Origin of the sequence: Micromonospora sp. WMMD1102 (genome assembly GCF_029626265.1) — a bacterium.
Taxonomy (GTDB): domain Bacteria; phylum Actinomycetota; class Actinomycetes; order Mycobacteriales; family Micromonosporaceae; genus Plantactinospora.
Map to the genome: position 1 here is coordinate 3,528,921 of NZ_JARUBN010000001.1, position 17,716 is coordinate 3,546,636.

The 17,716-nt window shown below is 73.1% G+C and carries 16 protein-coding genes; 5 read left to right on the top strand and 11 right to left on the bottom strand.

Annotated elements, in window-relative coordinates; all coding sequences use genetic code 11:
• Positions 1-9 precede the first annotated feature (9 nt).
• The 5 genes from O7626_RS15780 to O7626_RS15800 form a co-directional block, all read right to left on the bottom strand.
• Positions 10-2,451: a DUF4132 domain-containing protein gene (locus O7626_RS15780; RefSeq protein WP_278061919.1), complete on the bottom strand. Its 2,442-nt coding sequence runs from the start codon at positions 2,449-2,451 to the stop codon at positions 10-12.
• A 256-nt stretch (positions 2,452-2,707) separates the two neighbouring features.
• Positions 2,708-3,034 carry a DUF6510 family protein gene (locus O7626_RS15785; protein WP_347404792.1) on the bottom strand — a complete coding sequence of 109 codons (327 nt, stop codon included), beginning with the start codon at positions 3,032-3,034 and terminating at the stop codon, positions 2,708-2,710.
• 27 nt (positions 3,035-3,061) lie between these two features.
• Complete coding sequence (locus O7626_RS15790; protein WP_278061920.1) at positions 3,062-3,793, bottom strand: ferredoxin reductase; 732 nt, start codon at positions 3,791-3,793, stop codon at positions 3,062-3,064.
• Positions 3,793-4,383: a molybdopterin-dependent oxidoreductase gene (locus tag O7626_RS15795; protein ID WP_278066179.1), complete on the bottom strand. Its 591-nt coding sequence runs from the start codon at positions 4,381-4,383 to the stop codon at positions 3,793-3,795. Before O7626_RS15795 ends, O7626_RS15790 begins: the two co-directional genes overlap by 1 nt.
• Positions 4,384-4,401: 18 nt before the next feature.
• Positions 4,402-6,321, bottom strand: coding sequence for a hypothetical protein (locus tag O7626_RS15800; RefSeq protein WP_278061921.1), 1,920 nt, complete (start codon positions 6,319-6,321; stop codon positions 4,402-4,404).
• A 137-nt stretch (positions 6,322-6,458) separates the two neighbouring features.
• On the opposite strand from O7626_RS15800, the gene O7626_RS15805 reads away from it, so the two are divergent.
• Positions 6,459-7,631 (top strand): CaiB/BaiF CoA-transferase family protein, encoded by a 1,173-nt coding sequence (locus O7626_RS15805; RefSeq protein ID WP_278061922.1) that lies wholly within the window; start codon positions 6,459-6,461, stop codon positions 7,629-7,631.
• Between the two features lie 378 nt (positions 7,632-8,009).
• Here the strand turns inward: O7626_RS15805 and O7626_RS15810 are convergent, their stop codons facing one another.
• On the bottom strand, positions 8,010-8,915 hold the full coding sequence (locus O7626_RS15810; RefSeq protein ID WP_278061923.1) for a sulfotransferase domain-containing protein: 906 nt from the start codon (positions 8,913-8,915) through the stop codon (positions 8,010-8,012).
• Between the two features lie 149 nt (positions 8,916-9,064).
• On the opposite strand from O7626_RS15810, the gene O7626_RS15815 reads away from it, so the two are divergent.
• Both O7626_RS15815 and O7626_RS15820 read left to right on the top strand, forming a co-directional pair.
• Entirely contained in the window at positions 9,065-9,337 is a 273-nt protein-coding gene (locus tag O7626_RS15815; RefSeq protein WP_278061924.1) for a DUF2795 domain-containing protein, read from the top strand.
• Positions 9,338-9,353: 16 nt separating this feature from the next.
• Positions 9,354-10,004 carry a DUF1345 domain-containing protein gene (locus O7626_RS15820; RefSeq protein ID WP_278061925.1) on the top strand — a complete coding sequence of 217 codons (651 nt, stop codon included), beginning with the start codon at positions 9,354-9,356 and terminating at the stop codon, positions 10,002-10,004.
• A 362-nt stretch (positions 10,005-10,366) separates the two neighbouring features.
• Here O7626_RS15820 and O7626_RS15825 read toward each other — a convergent pair whose 3' ends face one another.
• Positions 10,367-11,350 carry a pirin family protein gene (locus O7626_RS15825; protein WP_278061926.1) on the bottom strand — a complete coding sequence of 328 codons (984 nt, stop codon included), beginning with the start codon at positions 11,348-11,350 and terminating at the stop codon, positions 10,367-10,369.
• A 103-nt stretch (positions 11,351-11,453) separates the two neighbouring features.
• Here O7626_RS15825 and O7626_RS15830 point away from each other — a divergent pair, with 103 nt between their 5' ends.
• Positions 11,454-12,410: a zinc-binding dehydrogenase gene (locus O7626_RS15830; protein WP_278061927.1), complete on the top strand. Its 957-nt coding sequence runs from the start codon at positions 11,454-11,456 to the stop codon at positions 12,408-12,410.
• A 61-nt stretch (positions 12,411-12,471) separates the two neighbouring features.
• On the opposite strand, the gene O7626_RS15835 is transcribed toward O7626_RS15830, so the two are convergent.
• The gene (locus tag O7626_RS15835) at positions 12,472-13,026 is read right to left on the bottom strand and encodes a class I SAM-dependent methyltransferase (protein ID WP_278061928.1); all 555 of its coding nucleotides are present in this window, start codon (positions 13,024-13,026) and stop codon (positions 12,472-12,474) included.
• 28 nt (positions 13,027-13,054) lie between these two features.
• Here O7626_RS15835 and O7626_RS15840 point away from each other — a divergent pair, with 28 nt between their 5' ends.
• Positions 13,055-13,504 (top strand): MerR family transcriptional regulator, encoded by a 450-nt coding sequence (locus tag O7626_RS15840; RefSeq protein ID WP_278061929.1) that lies wholly within the window; start codon positions 13,055-13,057, stop codon positions 13,502-13,504.
• Positions 13,505-13,673: 169 nt separating this feature from the next.
• Here O7626_RS15840 and O7626_RS15845 read toward each other — a convergent pair whose 3' ends face one another.
• The 3 genes from O7626_RS15845 to O7626_RS15855 all read right to left on the bottom strand — a co-directional run bounded on the left by O7626_RS15845 (position 13,674) and on the right by O7626_RS15855 (position 17,687).
• Positions 13,674-14,384, bottom strand: coding sequence for a hypothetical protein (locus O7626_RS15845; protein ID WP_278061930.1), 711 nt, complete (start codon positions 14,382-14,384; stop codon positions 13,674-13,676).
• 89 nt (positions 14,385-14,473) lie between these two features.
• The gene (locus tag O7626_RS15850; protein WP_278061931.1) at positions 14,474-16,240 is read right to left on the bottom strand and encodes a DUF4012 domain-containing protein; all 1,767 of its coding nucleotides are present in this window, start codon (positions 16,238-16,240) and stop codon (positions 14,474-14,476) included.
• A 199-nt stretch (positions 16,241-16,439) separates the two neighbouring features.
• Positions 16,440-17,687 (bottom strand): glycosyltransferase family 4 protein, encoded by a 1,248-nt coding sequence (locus O7626_RS15855; RefSeq protein ID WP_278061932.1) that lies wholly within the window; start codon positions 17,685-17,687, stop codon positions 16,440-16,442.
• Positions 17,688-17,716 lie beyond the last annotated feature (29 nt).

Consider the following 17,716-nt stretch of genomic DNA (forward strand, 5'->3'; position numbering starts at 1 on the left):
ACGCCCGGATCACCCCCGTGGGCGCAGCTGCGCCACGATCGACGGGTCGGTGATCCGGGCGTCGTCGGCGAGCAGGAACGCCTTGCTGAGGATCAGGCCGAGCCGGTCCTCCTCGAAGGGCAGGAAGAGGTCGCCGGACGCCTTCCGCCGGGCCGGCACGATGCAGAGGTAGGAGTCGTCCGGCTCCATCAGGATGTTCGCGCTGCCCAGATGAATCTTGTACGTCCGCAGTTCGCCCCGGACCACCAGATAGCGGTCGGTGAGCGTGCACCGGTCGGCGATCTTCGTCCGGGGCAGGACGCGGGCCAGCGCCTCCCGGCGTACCCGGGCGGTGGTGCCGAGTTCCCGGCTGCTCTCGGCCTGCCAGTAGTCGGCGTACCTCCGCCCGCCGTCGATCCAGTGCGGGTCGGCGGCGATCGAGGTGACCCCCACGAAGAGGTCCACGTCGCGCATCGCCTCGCTGAACAGCTCCACCGGCACCTCGGTCAACGGTGCCGGTCGCCAGGCACCCTCGGCCATCCGCTCGAACCACACCCGGCCGGTACCGGCACACTCCACCCCCTGCTCCTCGCCCAGGTAGTCGTGATGCAGCCCGACCCGCCACGCCCCGCCGGCCAGCACCCGCCACGCCTGCGCACTGTCCCCGCCGTCCCACGGGCCGAGCATCCGGGCAGCGGTCCAGCCCCGCCCCTTGAACAGCGCGTAGAGCTGCCGGTACCGCACGACGTGCGCGGCGAACCGCAGCGAGTGGTCGCCGGTCTGCTCCTCGGCGGGCGTCAGGAGGTACACCTCGCGGAACGCCTGCCGCAGCGGTTGCCGCAACCTCCGGTCGGTGATCAGGTCTCGCCAGGCCCGGACCTCGGCCACCGCGGCCCGCACCGGATGCCACAACCGGATCGGCGCCGCCGGGTCGGGCGGTGGCAGCGCCGCGCCCCCGATGTCCCGGAACAGCTCGGCGGACCCGCCCGACTCCCCCGGCCGCCAGCCGTCGTCCGGCAGCCCGGCCCGGAGACGCCCGGACGCGTCCGGGAACTCCCAGATCAACCGGCGGGCCACCGACCAACCGAGCCCGTTGCCCGGCAACCCCTCCCGCCACCGCTGGTACGGCTGCGCCGACGCCGCCGGAAAACCCGCCTCAAGGGTCCGGGCCAGCGCCGTGAGCTGATCCCTGGCCTGCTTGCCCCGGGCACGCACCTCGGCCAGCGTGTCCGGATGGTCCCGCCGCACCGCCGCCGGCACGGTCGCCGACAGCGTCCCGTCGGCGCGGCGCCAGCGCAGCAGCACCTCCGCCGACACCGTCAGCACCGCCCGGTGGTCGCCGACCGGGACGACGCACTCACCGTCGGCGTCGAAGCCGAGATCGGGCAGCCGGAGCACCGCGTCGGGCCGCTCGGCGAGCCCGCGCCCGACCCGGGCGAGCATCCGGTCGAGCTGCCTCGGCATGCCCCTGTGCCGGACCACCTTCCGGGCGCCGAGCAACGCGGCCAGCGCCTCCGGGGTGGGAAACTCGCCGGCCGCCCGGGCCAGTTCGAACAGCAGTGCCTGCGAGGGCAGGGTGTTGGCGCTGGTCGGCGCGACCGCCACGCCGTGCAGTAACGGACGCAGCAGCTCGGGTAGCCACGGCTCGTCGCGGAGCAGCGCGATCCGGGTCGCCCGCCCGAGCACCTCCACCTCGGCCCCGTCGAACGCCTTGTCCGCCGCGTACGGCAACTTCCCCGAGTGGATCGCGGCGATCCGGGCCTGCGCGGCCTCGAGCGCCCGGCGGGCGAAGGAGAGGTACTCCGGGATGGCGGCGAGTCGCTGCCAGGCGTCGGGCAGCGGCGGCGGGGAGAGGTAGGACCGGTTCGAGGTGACCTCGGCGGCCAGGAGTTGCGCGGTCACGCCGAGCTTGGCCAGCAGGTCGAACTCGTCCCGGGCGAACGAGTTCAGCGACCAGGCGAAGAGTCTGGACAGGATCGGTCGGGTCAGCCCGCCGGCCAGCCCGGCGAGCGCGGCGACCGCGTACGGCTGGTCGTCCTGGCCGGCGCCGACCGCAGCCCTGGCGATGACCCCGGCCGAGCGTACCGCCGAGGGCGGCCAGGGGCCGTCGCAGCGGAGCAGAGTGCCGGTGGCCAGCAACGGGTTGACGGCGTATCCCTCGGCTCCGGTCCGACCCGCGTGTGCTGCCAGCAGCGCCGCGCACGACTCGGGGGTGAACCTCGGCTGCCGGTGCCGGAGCGCCTGCTCGACCTCACAGCGCACCGCCCAGCCGGGATGCCGGACACCCGTCTCCCGGCGCGGCAGGCCGCACGCCACCGCCAGCAGTACCCCGAACTCGCGGTCGTCTACCCGGGACAGCTCCACCGGCTGCGGCCCGGCCCCCGGCTCCACCGCCCCCGGCTCCACGGGCCCCGCCCGCCTCGGGTCGGTCATCAGGCGCAGCAGCCCCGCCGCGTACGGCGACAGCGGCACCGAGAACCTCGTTTCCCGTTCCGCACCGGACATCGTTCATCGACCGCCGCTCGTGGTCGTCGCGTCGACGCCGTCCCGCACCGTCATGGCGCCGCAGTCTAGGCCCGCCCTCCGACACCCTCTGCCCCCTGCAACCCCCGCTCCACCCCGGGTCCCCACCGCGTGCGCAGGGGCGCCGGGACCGATCTTGATGACTTCTTGTCGTCGGGACGACAAGAAGTCATCAAGATCGCAGGGCTGGTGAGGTGGGGTGGGGTTACATCGCCGTTGGGCCGGGCATCATCGCCGGTTCGGCCGGCATCGGGAGCTGTAGGAAGGTCGTCCCGCGCATGTCCAGCCAGGCGGCGCTCGGGGTACGCACCAGCCGGAGCATCACCTGCTCGCAGCCGGGACAGCGGGCGATCACCCCGGGTGCGTTGGCGTAGACCCGCAGCGAAGCCATCGGACCGGTCCGGCCACAGGAGGCGCACCGACCGGTCGCCGTGGTCAGGTCCACCGCGAACACGTCCCGCATCGGCCCGGCCAGCACGTTGCCGTCCAGGTACTCCATCCGGCCCGAATCGGGTCCGAGCTGCTCGGTCATCCCGCCTCCAACTGTTCTTGGCGATTCTCAGCCGGTCGGACCGAAACGTTCGGTCTTGATCCGTCGGGGTTCGTGCCCGAGCGCGACCAGGATGTCCGAGACCGCCTCGACGAAGCCGGTCGGGCCGCAGACGAAGTTGACCGGTTCGAGCTGTGCCGGCCAGCCGTGGCTGTTCAGGTCGGCGACGGCGACCCGGTGCGGCTGGGCGGAGAGCCCCTCCGGCACCTTCCGGGTGTAGACGTACGCGACGTCCAGGCCCCGGTCGTCCCGGACCCGCCGGCGCAGCTCGTCGGCGAAGTAGATGTCCTGATCGGAGCGGACCGAGTAGACCAGCCGGAACGGGACCCGGCTGTCCGCCTCCCGGCGGGCCCGGATCATCGCCATCAGCGGTGCGATGCCGGACCCACCGCCGACCAGCAGCACCGGCGCGGGATCGGTCGCCCGCCAGACGAAGTACCCGCCGACCGGGCCGCGGACCTCGATCCGGTCGCCTACCGAGAGGCCGTCGAGCAGGTACGGCGAGACCTCTCCGTCGGTCACCCGCTGGACGGTCACCTCGATCCGGTCCCCGTCGGCCGGTGCCGAGATCGAGTAGCTGCGCGCCGCCTGGTAACCGTCCTCGGCGGTCAGCCGCAGGTCGACGTGCTGGCCGGGCAGGTGTCCCGGCCAGTCCGGCACCTCCAGCACCAGCGTGCCGGCCGTAACGGTCTCGTCCCGGCGGTCGACCAGCCGGCCGACCCACCAGCCGGTCCGCTTCATCAGTCTCCCTGGTACCGCTGTTCGCGCCATGGGTCACCGTAATCGTGATAGCCGGCGGTCTCCCAGAAACCGGGCTCGTCGGTCAGGCCGAGGCGGATGCCGCGCACCCACTTCGCGGACTTCCAGAAATAGAGGTGCGGCACCAGCAGCCGGGCCGGGCCGCCGTGCTCGGCCGGCAGGTCGGCGCCGTCGTAGCGGTGCACGACCCAGGCCTGCCCGTCACGCAGGTCGTCCAGCGGAAGGTTCGTGGTGTAGCCGCCGTACGAGTGCACAAGCGCGTAGTCGGCGGCGGTGTCGACGTTCTCCAGCAGGGTGTCCAGGGAGACGCCCTCCCAGTCGGTGCCGAGCTTCGACCAGTGGGTGACGCAGTGGATGTCCACCGTCGGCGTCTCGGTGGGCAGCGCCCAGATCTCGTCCCAGCTCCACCGGAACTCGGCACCGGTCTCGTTGGTGATCACGAATTCCCAGTCCGCCAGCGGCACCCGGGGGGTGGGGCCGGCGGAGAGCACGGGAAAGTCCTCGGTCAGGTACTGTCCCGGCGGCAGGTTAGGCCCGGACTGCCGACGTCGGCCCTGGAAGCCTGGTGACACGATGCCCACCCGCTAGTCCTACCACCTCCGACCGCACCGCAGGTTACAACCGGGGATATCGGGCCGGCCACCGGGCGTCGGATCGCCCCCGTCCAGCACCTCGGCGGGCAGCCCCGGCCAGTACGCGACGGCGTCGTCGAGGAAGTACTCCTCGCCCGGGTCCCAGGTGTGCCCGGTGCCCCGCCGGTGGTAGACGTAGCCGAGCGGATGGGTCCGGTAGATCCCGCCGCCGTCCCGCCGTACCCGGTCCAACAGTCCGAAGTCGACGGAGCGGGGCACCGGTCGCCAGCCGCCGACCGCCTCCAGGTCGCCCCGGGCGATCAGCATCGTGCCGCCGGCCACCACCACACAGTCGGACTCGGCGGTGCCGGACGGCCGGCGCAGCGTCACGCCCCGGTTCTCCAGGTGCACGAACTCGGAGCCCTTGCCGACCAGCGTCGCCCCGGAGTAGTGCCGGGCCAGCACCAGGTCCCAGACGTGCTCGGCACCGTAGCTGTCGTCGTCGTCGAACTTGCTCACGAGGGTGCCCCGGGCCCGCCCGGTGGCGACGCCGAGCGCCGTACCGAAACTGGCGCCGGCCGGCACCCGAACGATCTCGTACGGCCGGCCGGAGCCGGCGAGCGCGGCCCGGACCGGTTCCGGCAGTTCCACGCCGTGCAGGCAGAGCACGATCTCCAGTTCCGGGTACGTCTGCCCGAGCAGCATCCGGACCGCCGCCGGCAGCCGTTCGGGGCGCCGGGTCGGCAGTACGGCGCTGACCGACGGCACCGGGCCGAGCCCGGGAAACACCGTCGAGGCGAGCCGGGGCAGGGCGAAGCCGGTGGCGTGCCCGCGCAGCGCCGCGCGCCGCTGCCGCACGCTGCGCGCCTCCAGCGCCAACGTCCCGCTCTCCGGCAGCGGCGCGGCCAGCACTGCCCGCAGCTCCGGGGCGATCAGCGCGGCGACCCGCGGCGGCAGCGCCGGTACGCGGAGCACCGCGCCGGTCGTCGCGAGCTGGACCAGCAGCGCGGCCACCGCCACCGGCTCGGCGTCCGGCACCTCCGGGCAGTCGACCACGCCGGTCCGGCGCAGCGCGGCGAGCACCGGCGCGGTCAGTCCGGGTCCGGCCAGCGGGTACGACCCGGCGGGGCGGCGCCCGGCAGGCACGAAGTCGAGGCGTACCCGGGGTGCGTCCGGGTGGTGGCAGTCGGGCCGCCGGCCGCGCGGGTTGACCCGCAGGCCGTCGACAAGCACCACCGGGGCCGCCCCGGGCGGCCCGATCCCGTGCCGGCCGGTGGACCAGCCGACCGCGTAACCGGACGGGTCGGATGGCTCGTTCCCGTGCCGGCTGCTGAACTCGTTCCCGTGCCGGCTGCTGGACCAGCCGACCGCATGCCCGGACGGGCCGGACGACGCGCCCGTGCCGAGCGGCGCCCGCAGCAGCACGTCGTGTGCCCGGATCTCGGGTCTGCCGGCCAGCTCGCCGAGCAGCACCGTCCCAGCCGACCCCAGGTACGCCGGCAGCGTCGCCTGGCTGGTCACGTCCGGCCCGGCCGGGGCCGGCAGCGGCCGGGACGGTGCCAGCGCGGCCAGCGCCGCCCGCAGTACCTCGCGCAGCTGTACCGGCCGGGCGAGCCGGACGGTGACGACGGCGACCCCCCGGCCCCGACGAGGCAGCGCCACCCGGTGCCGGCACAAATGCTCCAGTGCCCCGATCCCGCCCGACCAGCCCCGCCGGGGCGCCCGCCAGTACGCCAGCACGACCATCGCGCCGCTGGTCGGCAGCACGGAGACGGGACGGGCCAGCAGGTCCCGGAGCCGGTCGGTGGAGCCGGCGACGACCAGCACCCTGGGTACGCCGGGGATGCGCAGCACGCGCAGCCCGACGAGCCGGCCGAGCCGCTCCGCCCGGCCGGGCGCCGGTGCGCCGACCAACCGCCAGTGACCAAGCGCCTTCACGCCGTGACGATAAGCCCTGCCGCTGAGGCCAGCCGGCAACCGCGCCGAGCCGGATGTGATCGGCGGCAGCCCGGCCCGTGATCGGCTACGGCGTCGGCCCGGCGACTGGGAGGGATGGCGTGGCCTATCGTGCACGGATGACCGCACCTCCACCTGCCGGCGCCGGTCCGCTGGCCGGCGTCCGGATCGTCGAGCTGGCCGGGATCGGCCCCGGACCGTTCGCCGCGATGGTCCTCGCCGACCTGGGCGCCGAGGTGCTCCGGGTCGACCGGGTCACCGAGGTCCGGCCGGAACGCTTCGGCACCCCGCACCCCGACCTGCTGAACCGGGGCCGCCGGTCGCTCGCCGCCGACCTGAAGACGCCGGAGGGCCGGCAGGTGGTGTTGGACCTGGTCCGTTCCGCCGACGTACTGATCGAGGGTTTCCGGCCCGGAGTCACCGAGCGGCTCGGGCTGGGTCCGGACGACTGCCTGGCGCTGAACCCCCGACTCGTCTACGGCCGGATGACGGGCTGGGGACAGGACGGGCCGAACGCCGGGAACGCCGGGCACGACATCGACTACCTGGCCCTGACCGGCGTACTGCACGGGATCGGCCGTCCCGGCGAGCGACCGGTACCGCCGATGAACCTGGTCGGCGACTTCGGCGGCGGGGGCATGCTGCTGGCCCTCGGGGTGGTCTGCGCGCTCTTCGCCGTCCGGGGCGGCGGCACCGGGCAGGTGGTCGACGCGGCCATGGTGGACGGGGTGTCGCTGCTCGCCACGATGATCCATTCACTGCGTGGGATGGGCCTCTGGGGTGACGAGCGTGGCCGGAACATCTTCGACGGCGGCGCACCGTTCTACGACACCTACGAGTGTGCCGACGGCAGGCACCTGGCGGTGGGGGCGGTGGAGCCGCGGTTCTATGCCGAACTCGTCCGGCTGACCGGATTTCCGCTGCCGCCGGACGAGGCGCTGGACCGGACCGATCCGACGAACTGGCCGGCGCTGCACCGGGCCTGGGCCCGACTCTTCCGCACCCGCACCCGGGACGAGTGGGCCGCGCTGCTGGAGCACACCGACGCCTGCGTGGTGCCGGTACTCGACTGGCGGGAGGCGCCCCGCCATCCGCACCTCGCCGCCCGGGAGGTCTTCGTGGACCACGCCGGAGCCGAGCAGCCGGCCCCGGCGCCCCGGTTCAGCCGTACGCCGGGGGCGATCCGCCGGCCGCCGCCGCAGCCCGGGGAACACACCGACGAGCTGCTCGCCGAACTCGGGCTCGACGCCGCCCAGATCAGCGAACTCCGCGAGACCGGCGCCGTGGCCTGAGGCAGTCGCCGTGCTAGTCGGTCCGGCCGTGCCGGCCGCGCCGGCCATGCCGTTCAGTCCGGCCACGACCGCTGCCAGTAGACGTCTCGAGCGCCGACTGTCGAGCTGGGCGCACGGATGGGACACTCGGCCCCGCTCGCGCTTCCTCCGAGCGGGTGCACAAGCGGGGCAGCTCGACAGTCTCGCCACCAGACACTCTTCTGGCGACCTGGCGACCTGGCGACCTGGCGGCCGCCGTCGCCCCGACACCTTCCCCCTGACGCCGTCGCCCGACGCCGTCGCCCCCCAAGGCCGTCCCCCGGGCGCTGCCGTTCCGGGCGCTGCCGTTCCATGCGCCGCCGCCCGGCTGTACGCGACGCGCGGCCGGGATCGGTGCCGCTACGGCTGGTCGGCGTGTGCGCGGTGCAGCCAGGCGACCAGGTCCGGCGGGCCGAGCGTGGCCAGCCGACGCCGGTAGTGCGCCAGTTCGTCGGGGCGCAGCAGTTCCCGGCCCGCCCCGGTGCCGCCGCGCCGGAAGAAGGCCGCCGGGCTCCTGAGCACCCCGGACCGGTCCGGCGCCAGCTCCGCGGCGCGGTCCCGCATCCGGGTGAAGCCGGCCGCCTCGACCAGCACGGGCCAGCGCTGCTCCGGGACCTCGATGCCGAGCCACCGGGCGATCCGGCGCATCTGTCCGGAAAGGTCCGCCGACAGGTCGGCGTAGTGCACCAGCAGCACGTTGGGCCGGTGCCGGCGGCCCCAGGCGTCGGTGAGGTGCCACAGCACCCCCGGCAAGGAGTCGAGTTCGTCGGCCGGAGTCGCCTGGTGGTCGATCCAGGAGAGCAGCCACTCCCGGACCGGCGGGCGTACCCGGGGCGGGCCGGTCGGCGCGGGCTGGCCGGTTAGCCGCGCGACCCGCTCCCGGTCCAGGTTGCCGCTCTGGTGGTAGAGCGACACCGCCATGTCCAGCGGCTCCCGGGCCACCACGACGTAACTGGCGCGTTCGTCGAGCGGAATGCCGTCCAGCGGGGTGTGTGTCTTGACGAACCGGCGGTGCGGCTGTGCCTGGAGCGCGGCGACGACCTCGTCCCGGGGCTCGCCCAGCCAGTCGAACCAGGGTGACAGCTCGGCCAGCGGCGCCGGCAGTTCCGGGCGTTGGAAGACCAGCAGCGCGCAGATCATCTGCATCCAGGTGGTGCCGCTCTTCGAGCGGGTGCTGATCACGATGTCACCCGGGCGGAACGGAAAGTCGATCCACCGGCCGCTGTCCTCGTCACCGGACCGGTACCGGACGGGTGTTTCGCGCATTCGGTCGACGATACCGGGCGGGCTGATCGAACGGCGCCGGCCAACAGACGGCCCGGCGCGGGCCGGGGTGGTGGACATCGCCAGGCGTGCGGGCACGTACAACGGGTATCCGGCCGGTGAACCGGACGACCGGCGAGGAGCGGGATCCCATGGTGACCAACGCGGACGTGCTGCGGTATCTGAAGTCGATGGACTTTCCCGCGCCCAAGGAGGACATCGTCCGGGAGGCCGAGCGCGCGGGCGCACCCCGCGAGGTGCTCCAGGCGCTGCGCGGGATGCCGCCGGTCGACTACCAGAACACCGAGGAGGTGGCCCGGTCCGCCAGGACCGACCTGGCCCCGGACGCCAGCCCGGCGGAGCTGGCCGCCAAGACCCGCGACCGGACGCACCAGCGGGTCGCCCGGCACATGCGCCAGATCTGACCCGCCCGGTCCACAGATGCGGGGGAAACCCTGGTACGACCCGCCCCGGGCCTCGATCCAGATGGCCGTGATCACGCTGGTCGGGCTCGGTGTCGGCATACCGAGCACACTCGTGCTGTCGCCGCTGCTCGGGCCGGTGATCGGCTGGGACGCGGCGGCGGCGACCTACCTGGCGTGGGCCTGGGCGGTGCTGTGGTACCGCGACCCCGGGCAGACCGCCGAGTTGGCCGTCCGGGAGGACCCGAGCCGCCCGGTACGCGACGTGGTGCTGCTCGGGGCCGGCCTGGCCAGCCTGCTGGCGATCGGCATCCTGCTCGCCACCGACCACGAGGTCCGGGGCCTCGACCGGGAACTGCACATCGGACTCGGCATCGTCAGCGTGCTGCTCTCCTGGACCGTCGTGCACACCGTCTTCACCGCCCGGTACGCCCGGCTCTACTACACCGGCGACGACGGCGGGGTGGACTTCCACGACGACGAGCCGCCGAGGTACACCGACTTCGCGTACCTGTCATTCACCATCGGGATGACCTTCCAGGTCTCCGACACCGACCTGACCAGCAAGACGATGCGGACAACGGCGCTCGGACACGCGCTGCTGTCGTACCTGTTCGGCGCGGTCATCATCGCGGCGACCATCAACCTGCTGGCCGGGTTGGCCCGCTGAGCAGTAGACAGCAGAGCCCGGGACGAGGCACCGGACGGGGCGCCCGACACGTACGCGCTGTGCGCGTTTGCCGGGCGCCACGTCCGCCAGTACTCCGGTGAGGCCACACGTCCGAACCGGACTCGCTCACCGGATCGCGGGAGCCGGCCCGAACCGGGCTGGCTGACGCCGCGCACCCATCCTACGATCCGGGATAGACCGTTCGGCCAGAAATCCGGGAAACTGTGCGGAAAGGCACGTTCTTTCGCTGCTCAAGGGGCGATTTCGTGGTATCTGTCCTCGCCCCGGCCGTGCTCGCGCAGCACCGCCGCCCGCGCCTCCGGGCGGGACCGGCGCGGCAGGACCGCCGGGCAGAGCACTGGTCAGCCGACCGTACGTCCGTGCCGGTCGCGGCTCTTCAGTCGGGTGGTCGGCATCGACGGGGCCGGCAGCGGGTCCGAGTCGTCGCCGTGTACCCGGCCGAACCGGAGGCTGCCGGCCGCCCAGTCCGCGCGGGCCTCGGCGATCTCCTCGTGCGACCGTCCGACGAAGTTCCACCACATCACCAGCGCGTCGTCGAACGGCTCGCCGCCGAGCAGCATCAGCCGGGTCGGGCCGGTCGCCCGCAGCGCCAGTTCCCGACGGCCGGAGCCGAGATAGAGCAGTGAACCCGGGCTCAGCGCGACCCCGTCGACCTCGGCGGCCCCGGACATCACCAGCAGGCCGTGCTCGAAACCGGCGGTCAGTGGCAACCGGGCCGGACCGCCCTCGGGCAGCCAGAGCTGCGCGCCGAGCAGCGGCGAGTGCACCACCGCTGGCGAGCGGACCCCGGCCAGCTCCCCGACGAGTACGGTCACCGAGTAATCCGGTTCGGTCAGCACCGGAAGGTCGGCGTGGTGGGCGAAGCCGGGCGGGCCGGAGCGGGCGGCGTCGGGCAGCGCCACCCACAGTTGCAGACCGTGCAGGGTCGGCGGATGCTCCGGCGGCGAGTACTCCGCGTGTGCTATGCCGTGCCCGGAGGTCATCACGTTGAGCTGGCCGGGCCGGATGAGCTGGTCGTTGCCGAGACTGTCCAGGTGCCGGATCTCGCCGTGGACCAGCCAGGTCACCGTCTGGAGCCCGGTGTGCGGGTGTGGGCCGATCCCCATGCCGGGGCGGTTCGCCACGTCGTCCGGACCGAAGTGGTCGACGAAGCACCAGGCGCCGACGGTGCGCAGCTGTCGCTGCGGCAACAGCCGGCGCACAGTGGTGTAGCGGCCCAGTGGCACGTCGTGACCGGGCAGCAGCAGGTTGGTCGGCTCGGTGTCGGCGCCCGCCCCCGTGCCCGGCGGCAGCGTCTCCCCCGGCATCGGCTCGGTGAGGCTCACCGGTCGAGCCTACGCCGCGCGGCGGGGCCGCCGGGTTGACCTCGACCGCGGTCGAGGTTGTTCACTGGCCGCGACGGGTGCCGGTGGGCCGGAGGGAGCTGTGATGCGGGCGGTGTGGCTGCGGGAGTTCGGCGGGCCGGAGCGGCTGGTGGCGGCGGAGACCCCCGACCCGGTCGCCGGGCCGGGACAGGTGGTGGTGGCCGTCGAGTTCGCCAACATCACCTTCGTGGAGACCCAGTTGCGGGCCGGCACCGGCCCGTTCCCGATGCGGCTGCCGACGGTCCCCGGCAACGGGGTCGGCGGCGTGGTGGCCGAGGTCGGCCCGGACGTCGACCCGGCGCTGCGTGGCCGGCGGGTGGTCAGCGGTACGGGCGGGTCGGGCGGTTACGCCGAACGCGTGGCGGTGCCCGCCGACGGGCTGCTCGACGTGCCGGACGGGCTGCCGCTGGAGCACGCGGTGGCGTTGCTGGCGGACGGGCGTACCGCACTGCTGCTGTTGGAGACCGCCCAGGTACGCCCCGGGGAGCGGGTACTGGTCGAGGCGGCGGCCGGCGGCGTCGGCAGCCTGCTGGTGCAACTGGCCCGTACTGCGGGTGCCACCGTGGCGGCCGTCGCCGGTGGCGACCGGAAGGTGAAGTTGGCCCGGGATCTCGGCGCGGACCTCGCGGTCGACTACTCGGCACCCGGCTGGGCGGAGCGGGTCCGGGCCGGGGTCGGCGGGCTCGACGTCGTCTTCGACGGCGTGGGCGGCGTGCTGGGCCGGTCGGCGTTCGACCTGCTCGAACGGGGTGGACGCATGGTCACTTTCGGTCTGGCCAGCGGTAGCTGGACGGAGATTCCGGACGAGGTCGCGAAGGAACGGGGGGCGGTCGTCGTCCGGTCGCCGGCCCGGTCACCGGAACAGTTGCGGGAGCTGTCCCGCCGTGCGCTGGCCGAGGCGGCGGCAGGGCGGCTGCGTCCGGTGATCGGGCAGCGGTTCCCGCTGGACCGGGCGGCCGACGCGCACGCGGCCATCCAGTCCCGCCGGACGCTGGGCAAGACGCTGTTGGAGGTCGGTTGACCGCCGCTCCGACCTGACCACCGCCGACGGCCCCGGTCGGACCACCCGGTATGCCGTCCGGTCAGGCCGTGCGACGTGCGGCAAGCCGTTCGATCAGGCCGAGCCGGAGCCGGTCCCGGGCTTCGGCCACGAAGCCGAGTCGCAGGGCGAGGTCGGCGGGGCGCCCGCGCAGCCAGCGCCGTTCCGCGTGGTCGAGCAGCAGCAACCGGCCGCCCGGCCGGAGTACCCGGCGCATCTCGGCGAGTGCCGCGTGCCGGTCGGCGACCGCACAGACCCCCAGGGTGCAGACCACCGTGTCGAAGGTCGTGTCGGGGAAGGGCAGCCGCTCCGCCACGCCCTCCCGGAACTCGACCCGCCGGCCGAGCACCGCCGCCCGGTGCCGGGCCGCCGTCAGCATGTTCGGGCTCAGGTCGATGCCGACCAGTTCCACGTCGTCGTCGTACCGGGAGATGTTGCGACCGGTGCCGACCGCGACCTCCAGCGTCCGGCCCCGGGCCCGCGCGCAGATCCACTCCCGGCTGTCACCGATCGTCAGCCGCTCCATCCGGTCGCCGGCCCTGTCGTAGCTCGCGGCCCGCCGGTCCCAGGCCCGGCGGGCGTTCTCTCGCTTGACCATGGGGCCAACTCTGCATGTTAATGTCAACATGAAGTCAAGTCCTGATTCGGTCGGAGCGGCCGGGGCCGACCGCACCGAGCTGACCATCGGCGAGTTGGCCGCCCGGTTCGGGCTGGCCACGCACGTGCTGCGGCACTGGGAGTCCGTCGGACTGCTCACGCCGGGCCGGCGGGTCAACGGCCGACGCCGCTACAGCACCGCGCACCTCACCCGGGTGGCGATCATCATGCGCGGTCGCGAGGTCGGCATCGGCCTCGACCAGCTCCGGCTGATGCTCGGCGCCGAGGACGGCGCGGACCGCCGGGCGGTACTCCGGCGGCACCGCGACGAACTGGATCGCCGGATCGCCGTCGCCACCGCCTCCCGGGACCTGATCGACCATGCGCTGCACTGCCCGGTGGCGGACTTCCTCCAGTGCCCCGACTTCCAACGACTGGCCCAGGGACCTGGCTGCCGGCTCGACTCCGGACCGGCATAGCCACCGTTACCGGACCGGCATAGCCACCGCCACCCCGGAGCGGCACGGCCGGTACCACCCCGGACCGGAGCGCCGGGAGCGTCACCGGTACGGACGCGGGCGCCTGCCGGACGAACAGTTCGTCCGGCAGGCGCCCGTCAGTACGTCAGTCGACCGCGGTGCCGCGGTCTCAGCCGACCGGGCTCAACACCCGGGACCGGCCACGCCTACGGGACTTGGCCCGCCATGCGAATGCCACGAGAACCAGCAGTACACCGACGGCCAGCAGCGTCGCGCCGAGCGTGATCTGCGAGCCCGTGCTGCTGCCGGTGACCGGCAGCGGATGCGGGTGGTGCTGCCGCAGGACGGTGACCGTGGTGCTCGCCGTCCGACCGGTGATCAGCCCGCGTGCCGTGATGGTCAGCTGACCCGAGCGGCAGAACTGGACCCGGAACTGGAAGTTGCCGGTCACGTTGGCCCGGACCGTGATGACCTGAGGGTCGCGGTACACGTTCGGCACCCGGCGGCAGACGGGGTGTCGGCCGTCCTTGCCGTCCTCGCCGTCCTTCCCGTCCTTGCCGGTCCAGCCGTCCTTGCGCAGCATGGCACCGACTCCGCCGGAGTTCGGTGCGGCGTTGCGCTGCGTGCCGAGCACCGGCGCGGCGAGCGGAGCGAACGTGAAGGTGACCTGGACGGGCTCGTTCCCGCCGAATCCGGTGCCGAAGACGGTGAACACCTCACCCACGACCACGGTCGAGGAGCTGGTGGTCAGCGTCGGCGGCTGCGGCGGGTACGGCGGTTGTGGCAGTGGTTGTGCCTGTGCGGGCGAGCCCGCGACGGCGAACGTGCCCACCATGGCGAGCATCGCCATGGCCGGGCCGATGATGCGGGATAGCCGCATGACGGAACCTCTCTCTACTGATCGCATGACGTTCGTTTCGAATCGCATGTCGTGTTCACTTCGAATGGCTGGCCCGCTTTGACGTGTGCCTATCGGCCACACGCCGGTGCGGAACCGACCCGGGTGGTCCATGGTGTGACGCCGGGAGTCAGCCACAACCCGACCTCGCCGCTGGTCTTGGGCGGGGTGAGCAGGCTGACCTCCAGTACGCGGGTACGTCCCGGTCCGATGTCGACGGATGTCACGCCGACCTGGCGCCCCCGCTCGACGCCACCGCCCATCGGGACCGGCCGACCGTCGAGCCGGGCGTTCAACGGTGAGCCGCGTACCGGGCTGAACACCGAGACCAGCACCCGGATGGTGTACGGGTCGCCGGACATCGCCAGCCCGCGGACGCTCTCGCTGAGCCCGGAGGCCGGGGCGGAGGAGCGCAGGGTGAGCCGGAGCCGGAGTTCTCGGCTGCCGTCGTCCCGACAGTCGCCGACGCCGAGTTCGGCGGAGCGGTGCAGGTAGTAGCCGAGCTTGGCGCCGCTGCCGTCGTTGAGGAAGACACCGACGTTGCTCACCGTCTCCTGCTCCGGCAGTACGCCGGCCAACCGGGTGTCGACGAATTCCCGCTGTTCGTCGGGGTGTGCGCTCCAGAACAGCAGCCGGCGTTCGGTGACGGCCTTGTCGACCGCCTGGGCCACCGCCTGGGGATTCAGCGTCCGCTTCAGCAGGGCGTCGAAGACCGCCCGTGCGGACGCGGCGAAGTACCGGTCCTGCTGGGCCGGCTTTTCGATCCGCTGGTAGGTGTCGGAGAGCAGGGCCCGGACGACCGTCGGCCCGGTGAGTTTCGGGTAGCCGGGCACCGCCACCGGTCCGGTCGCCTTGAGCAGGTAGGAGAGGGCGACCGGGTCGGTGGCCAGTACGCCGTCGACGGTGCCGCCGACGACCCGGAGGTACATCTCCCGGAAGAGCCTGGCCGCGGTCGGGAAGTGCGGGGTCAGGTTCACGTCCGCCGGATAGATCCCGAGCAGGTCGGTGTAGAGCGCCCGCTGCTGCCTGCTCAGCGGTGCCACCGGTCGCTTGAACGCGTTCAGGTCGGTGGCGGCGCCCTGCCGGACCAGCTTGACCTCGCCCTTCTCGGCCCGGACGACCGCGAAGGCACCGAAGATCCCTCCGGTGGCCCGGGGTTCGGCGAGGTTCTGGAAGAGCACCAGGTAGGTCCGTGGGCGGTCGGCGCCGAGCAGGGTGGGCAGCAGGGTCGCGGCGCGCCGGGCGACGCCGGTGGCCGCGGCCAACCGGTCCAGCTCGACCCGCAGCCGGGTCACCGCCTGCTCGACCGCGGGGACCAGTTCCCCGCTCGGCAGGCCGGCGATCCGGTCGCGCACCTCGCGTACCGCGGTGTCGGCCTCGACCAGGCTCGGCAGCGCGCCGCGCAGGGTGGCCAGGTCGAGACGCCCCTGGCTGGGCAGCAGTGTCCGGGGGTTCAACTCGACCAGGGCCGGGAACGCCCGCCGGGCGAGTTCGTCGAGCCCGGCCGCCAGCTCCCGGACCGCCGACATGCTCGGGCCGCCGTACGGCGCGGAGCTGGCGGCCCGCCATCCGACGTCACCGGTCCGGGACCGGGCGGCGGCGGTCTGCTGTTGCAGCGCCTCCAGCGTGCGGCGTGCCTGTGCGGTCTCGCCGTCCAGCACCTGCTGGCTGAGGTCCTGGGCGAGGCTGGCGGCGTTCTCCAGGTGTCCCCGGGTCTGCCAGCCGCGCAGCCCGAGCCACCCGCCGAGCAGGGCCAGCAGGCAGCCCACGACGAGCGTGGTGAGCAGGATCCGGCGGACGGTACGCCGAACCGCTCGGCGACTCCTCGTCCGCCGCACCGGGGACTTCTCCCCCACTGCCACCACCGCTTTCGATTAAGTCGGATGAACTGGACACAACGGTGTTTCTGTCTCATATCTCTATAGCACGCCTGAGAGTTCGCTGTTCGCTTTTCCAGGCTCTTATGGTGCGCCGAGCCTTTTACAGTGAGAAAGCCTCGCAAATAAGGCCGATATCCATTGAGAAAGAGCCGGCCGATCAACGCCGTCGACGTCGGCCGGCCGCCTCGGCCAGCATCTGCTCCATCTGGTCGACACCGGCGCGCAACGACATCCGGGACAGGTAACTGTCCCGGGCCCGCTGGGCCATCTCCGCCCGAGCGGTGTTCGGGATGAGCGCCGCCAGGGCGAACCGGTCGGCCAGCGCCTGCCAGTCCTCAGGCGGACAGGAGAGGCCGGCTCGGGCCCGCTCCACCAGGTCGACGGTGTCCCCGCTCGCGGAGGCCACCACCGGCGCCCCGGCCGAGAGCGCCGCCTGCAACTTCGCCGGCACCGACCCGCGCAGCACCGGAAGATCGCGCAACATGACCAGTTGGTATTCGGCGGCGGCGTAGAGGTCGGCCATCTCGGCCGGTGGACGCCAGCCGAGGAACCGGACGTTCGTCGCGCCGAGCTGCTCGGCCAACTGCCGGGTCTGCCCCTCCTCCGGGCCGGACCCGACGAGTACGAGGTCGAGGTCGACCTTGCCGTTGACCGCCGCGGCGGCCCGGACCGCAGTGTCGACCCGCTGGAACGGACCCATCGTGCCGGCGTGCATCACCGTGGTGTGTCCACGGTGCCCGATCGCCCGGCGAGCCGCCGGAGTGGTTCCCATCGGCCGGAACAGCCGCTCGTCGGTCCAGTTGAGTACCACCCGCACCCGCTCCGGATCGGCACCCCGCTCGATCACCACGTCCCGCATCGAGGGCGAGATGACCGCGATCCCGGCCGCCGACCGGTAGATCGTCCGCATCGTCCGGTCGAGCAATCCCCGGATGAACCCGCCCGGGGTGTCCCGACCCGACTCCCCGGGTGGCGGCGTCACCGCCTCCGGCCAGATGTCCTGCACGTGCACCACCGCCGGTACCCGGCGCAGCGTCCGGAGCAGGGCAGCCGCCGCGTAGGCACCGGCCGGGGGGAAGTAGACGTAGAGGGCGTCCACTCCGGCGAGGAAGCCGGGCGCGGCCAACGCGCTGCTCAGCGCGTACGTGAGCTGCCGGGCCGCACGCCGGGCCGCCGTACCGTCGTGGCTGGCGTACACCGGCACCCGCCGGATGGTGATCCCGCCCTCCTCGCTGCGGTGCCGCCATCCCTGCCGGTAACCGGGATAGACCTGACCGGTCGGATAGTTCGGGAACCCGGTGAGCACCCGCACCTCGTGACCACGGGCGGCGAGTTCCTCGGCCAGGCAGCCCGGTATGAACGCCGGCTCCGGCGGGAACCAGTACGAGATAACGCCGATCTTCATTTCTCATCCCCCGATCACCCCGCGACCGG

What these genes read in the sequence shown, in the direction of transcription:
- O7626_RS15785 (WP_347404792.1), bottom strand. Translation starts at nt 3,034, where the DNA reads ATGACCGAGCAGCTCGGACCCGATTCGGGCCGGATGGAGTACCTGGAC.
- O7626_RS15790 (WP_278061920.1), bottom strand. Translation starts at nt 3,793, where the DNA reads ATGAAGCGGACCGGCTGGTGGGTCGGCCGGCTGGTCGACCGCCGGGAC.
- O7626_RS15805 (WP_278061922.1), top strand. Translation starts at nt 6,459, where the DNA reads ATGACCGCACCTCCACCTGCCGGCGCCGGTCCGCTGGCCGGCGTCCGG.
- O7626_RS15810 (WP_278061923.1), bottom strand. Translation starts at nt 8,915, where the DNA reads ATGCGCGAAACACCCGTCCGGTACCGGTCCGGTGACGAGGACAGCGGC.
- O7626_RS15815 (WP_278061924.1), top strand. Translation starts at nt 9,065, where the DNA reads ATGGTGACCAACGCGGACGTGCTGCGGTATCTGAAGTCGATGGACTTT.
- O7626_RS15820 (WP_278061925.1), top strand. Translation starts at nt 9,354, where the DNA reads ATGCGGGGGAAACCCTGGTACGACCCGCCCCGGGCCTCGATCCAGATG.
- O7626_RS15830 (WP_278061927.1), top strand. Translation starts at nt 11,454, where the DNA reads ATGCGGGCGGTGTGGCTGCGGGAGTTCGGCGGGCCGGAGCGGCTGGTG.
- O7626_RS15835 (WP_278061928.1), bottom strand. Translation starts at nt 13,026, where the DNA reads ATGGTCAAGCGAGAGAACGCCCGCCGGGCCTGGGACCGGCGGGCCGCG.
- O7626_RS15840 (WP_278061929.1), top strand. Translation starts at nt 13,055, where the DNA reads ATGAAGTCAAGTCCTGATTCGGTCGGAGCGGCCGGGGCCGACCGCACC.
- O7626_RS15845 (WP_278061930.1), bottom strand. Translation starts at nt 14,384, where the DNA reads ATGCGGCTATCCCGCATCATCGGCCCGGCCATGGCGATGCTCGCCATG.
- O7626_RS15855 (WP_278061932.1), bottom strand. Translation starts at nt 17,687, where the DNA reads ATGAAGATCGGCGTTATCTCGTACTGGTTCCCGCCGGAGCCGGCGTTC.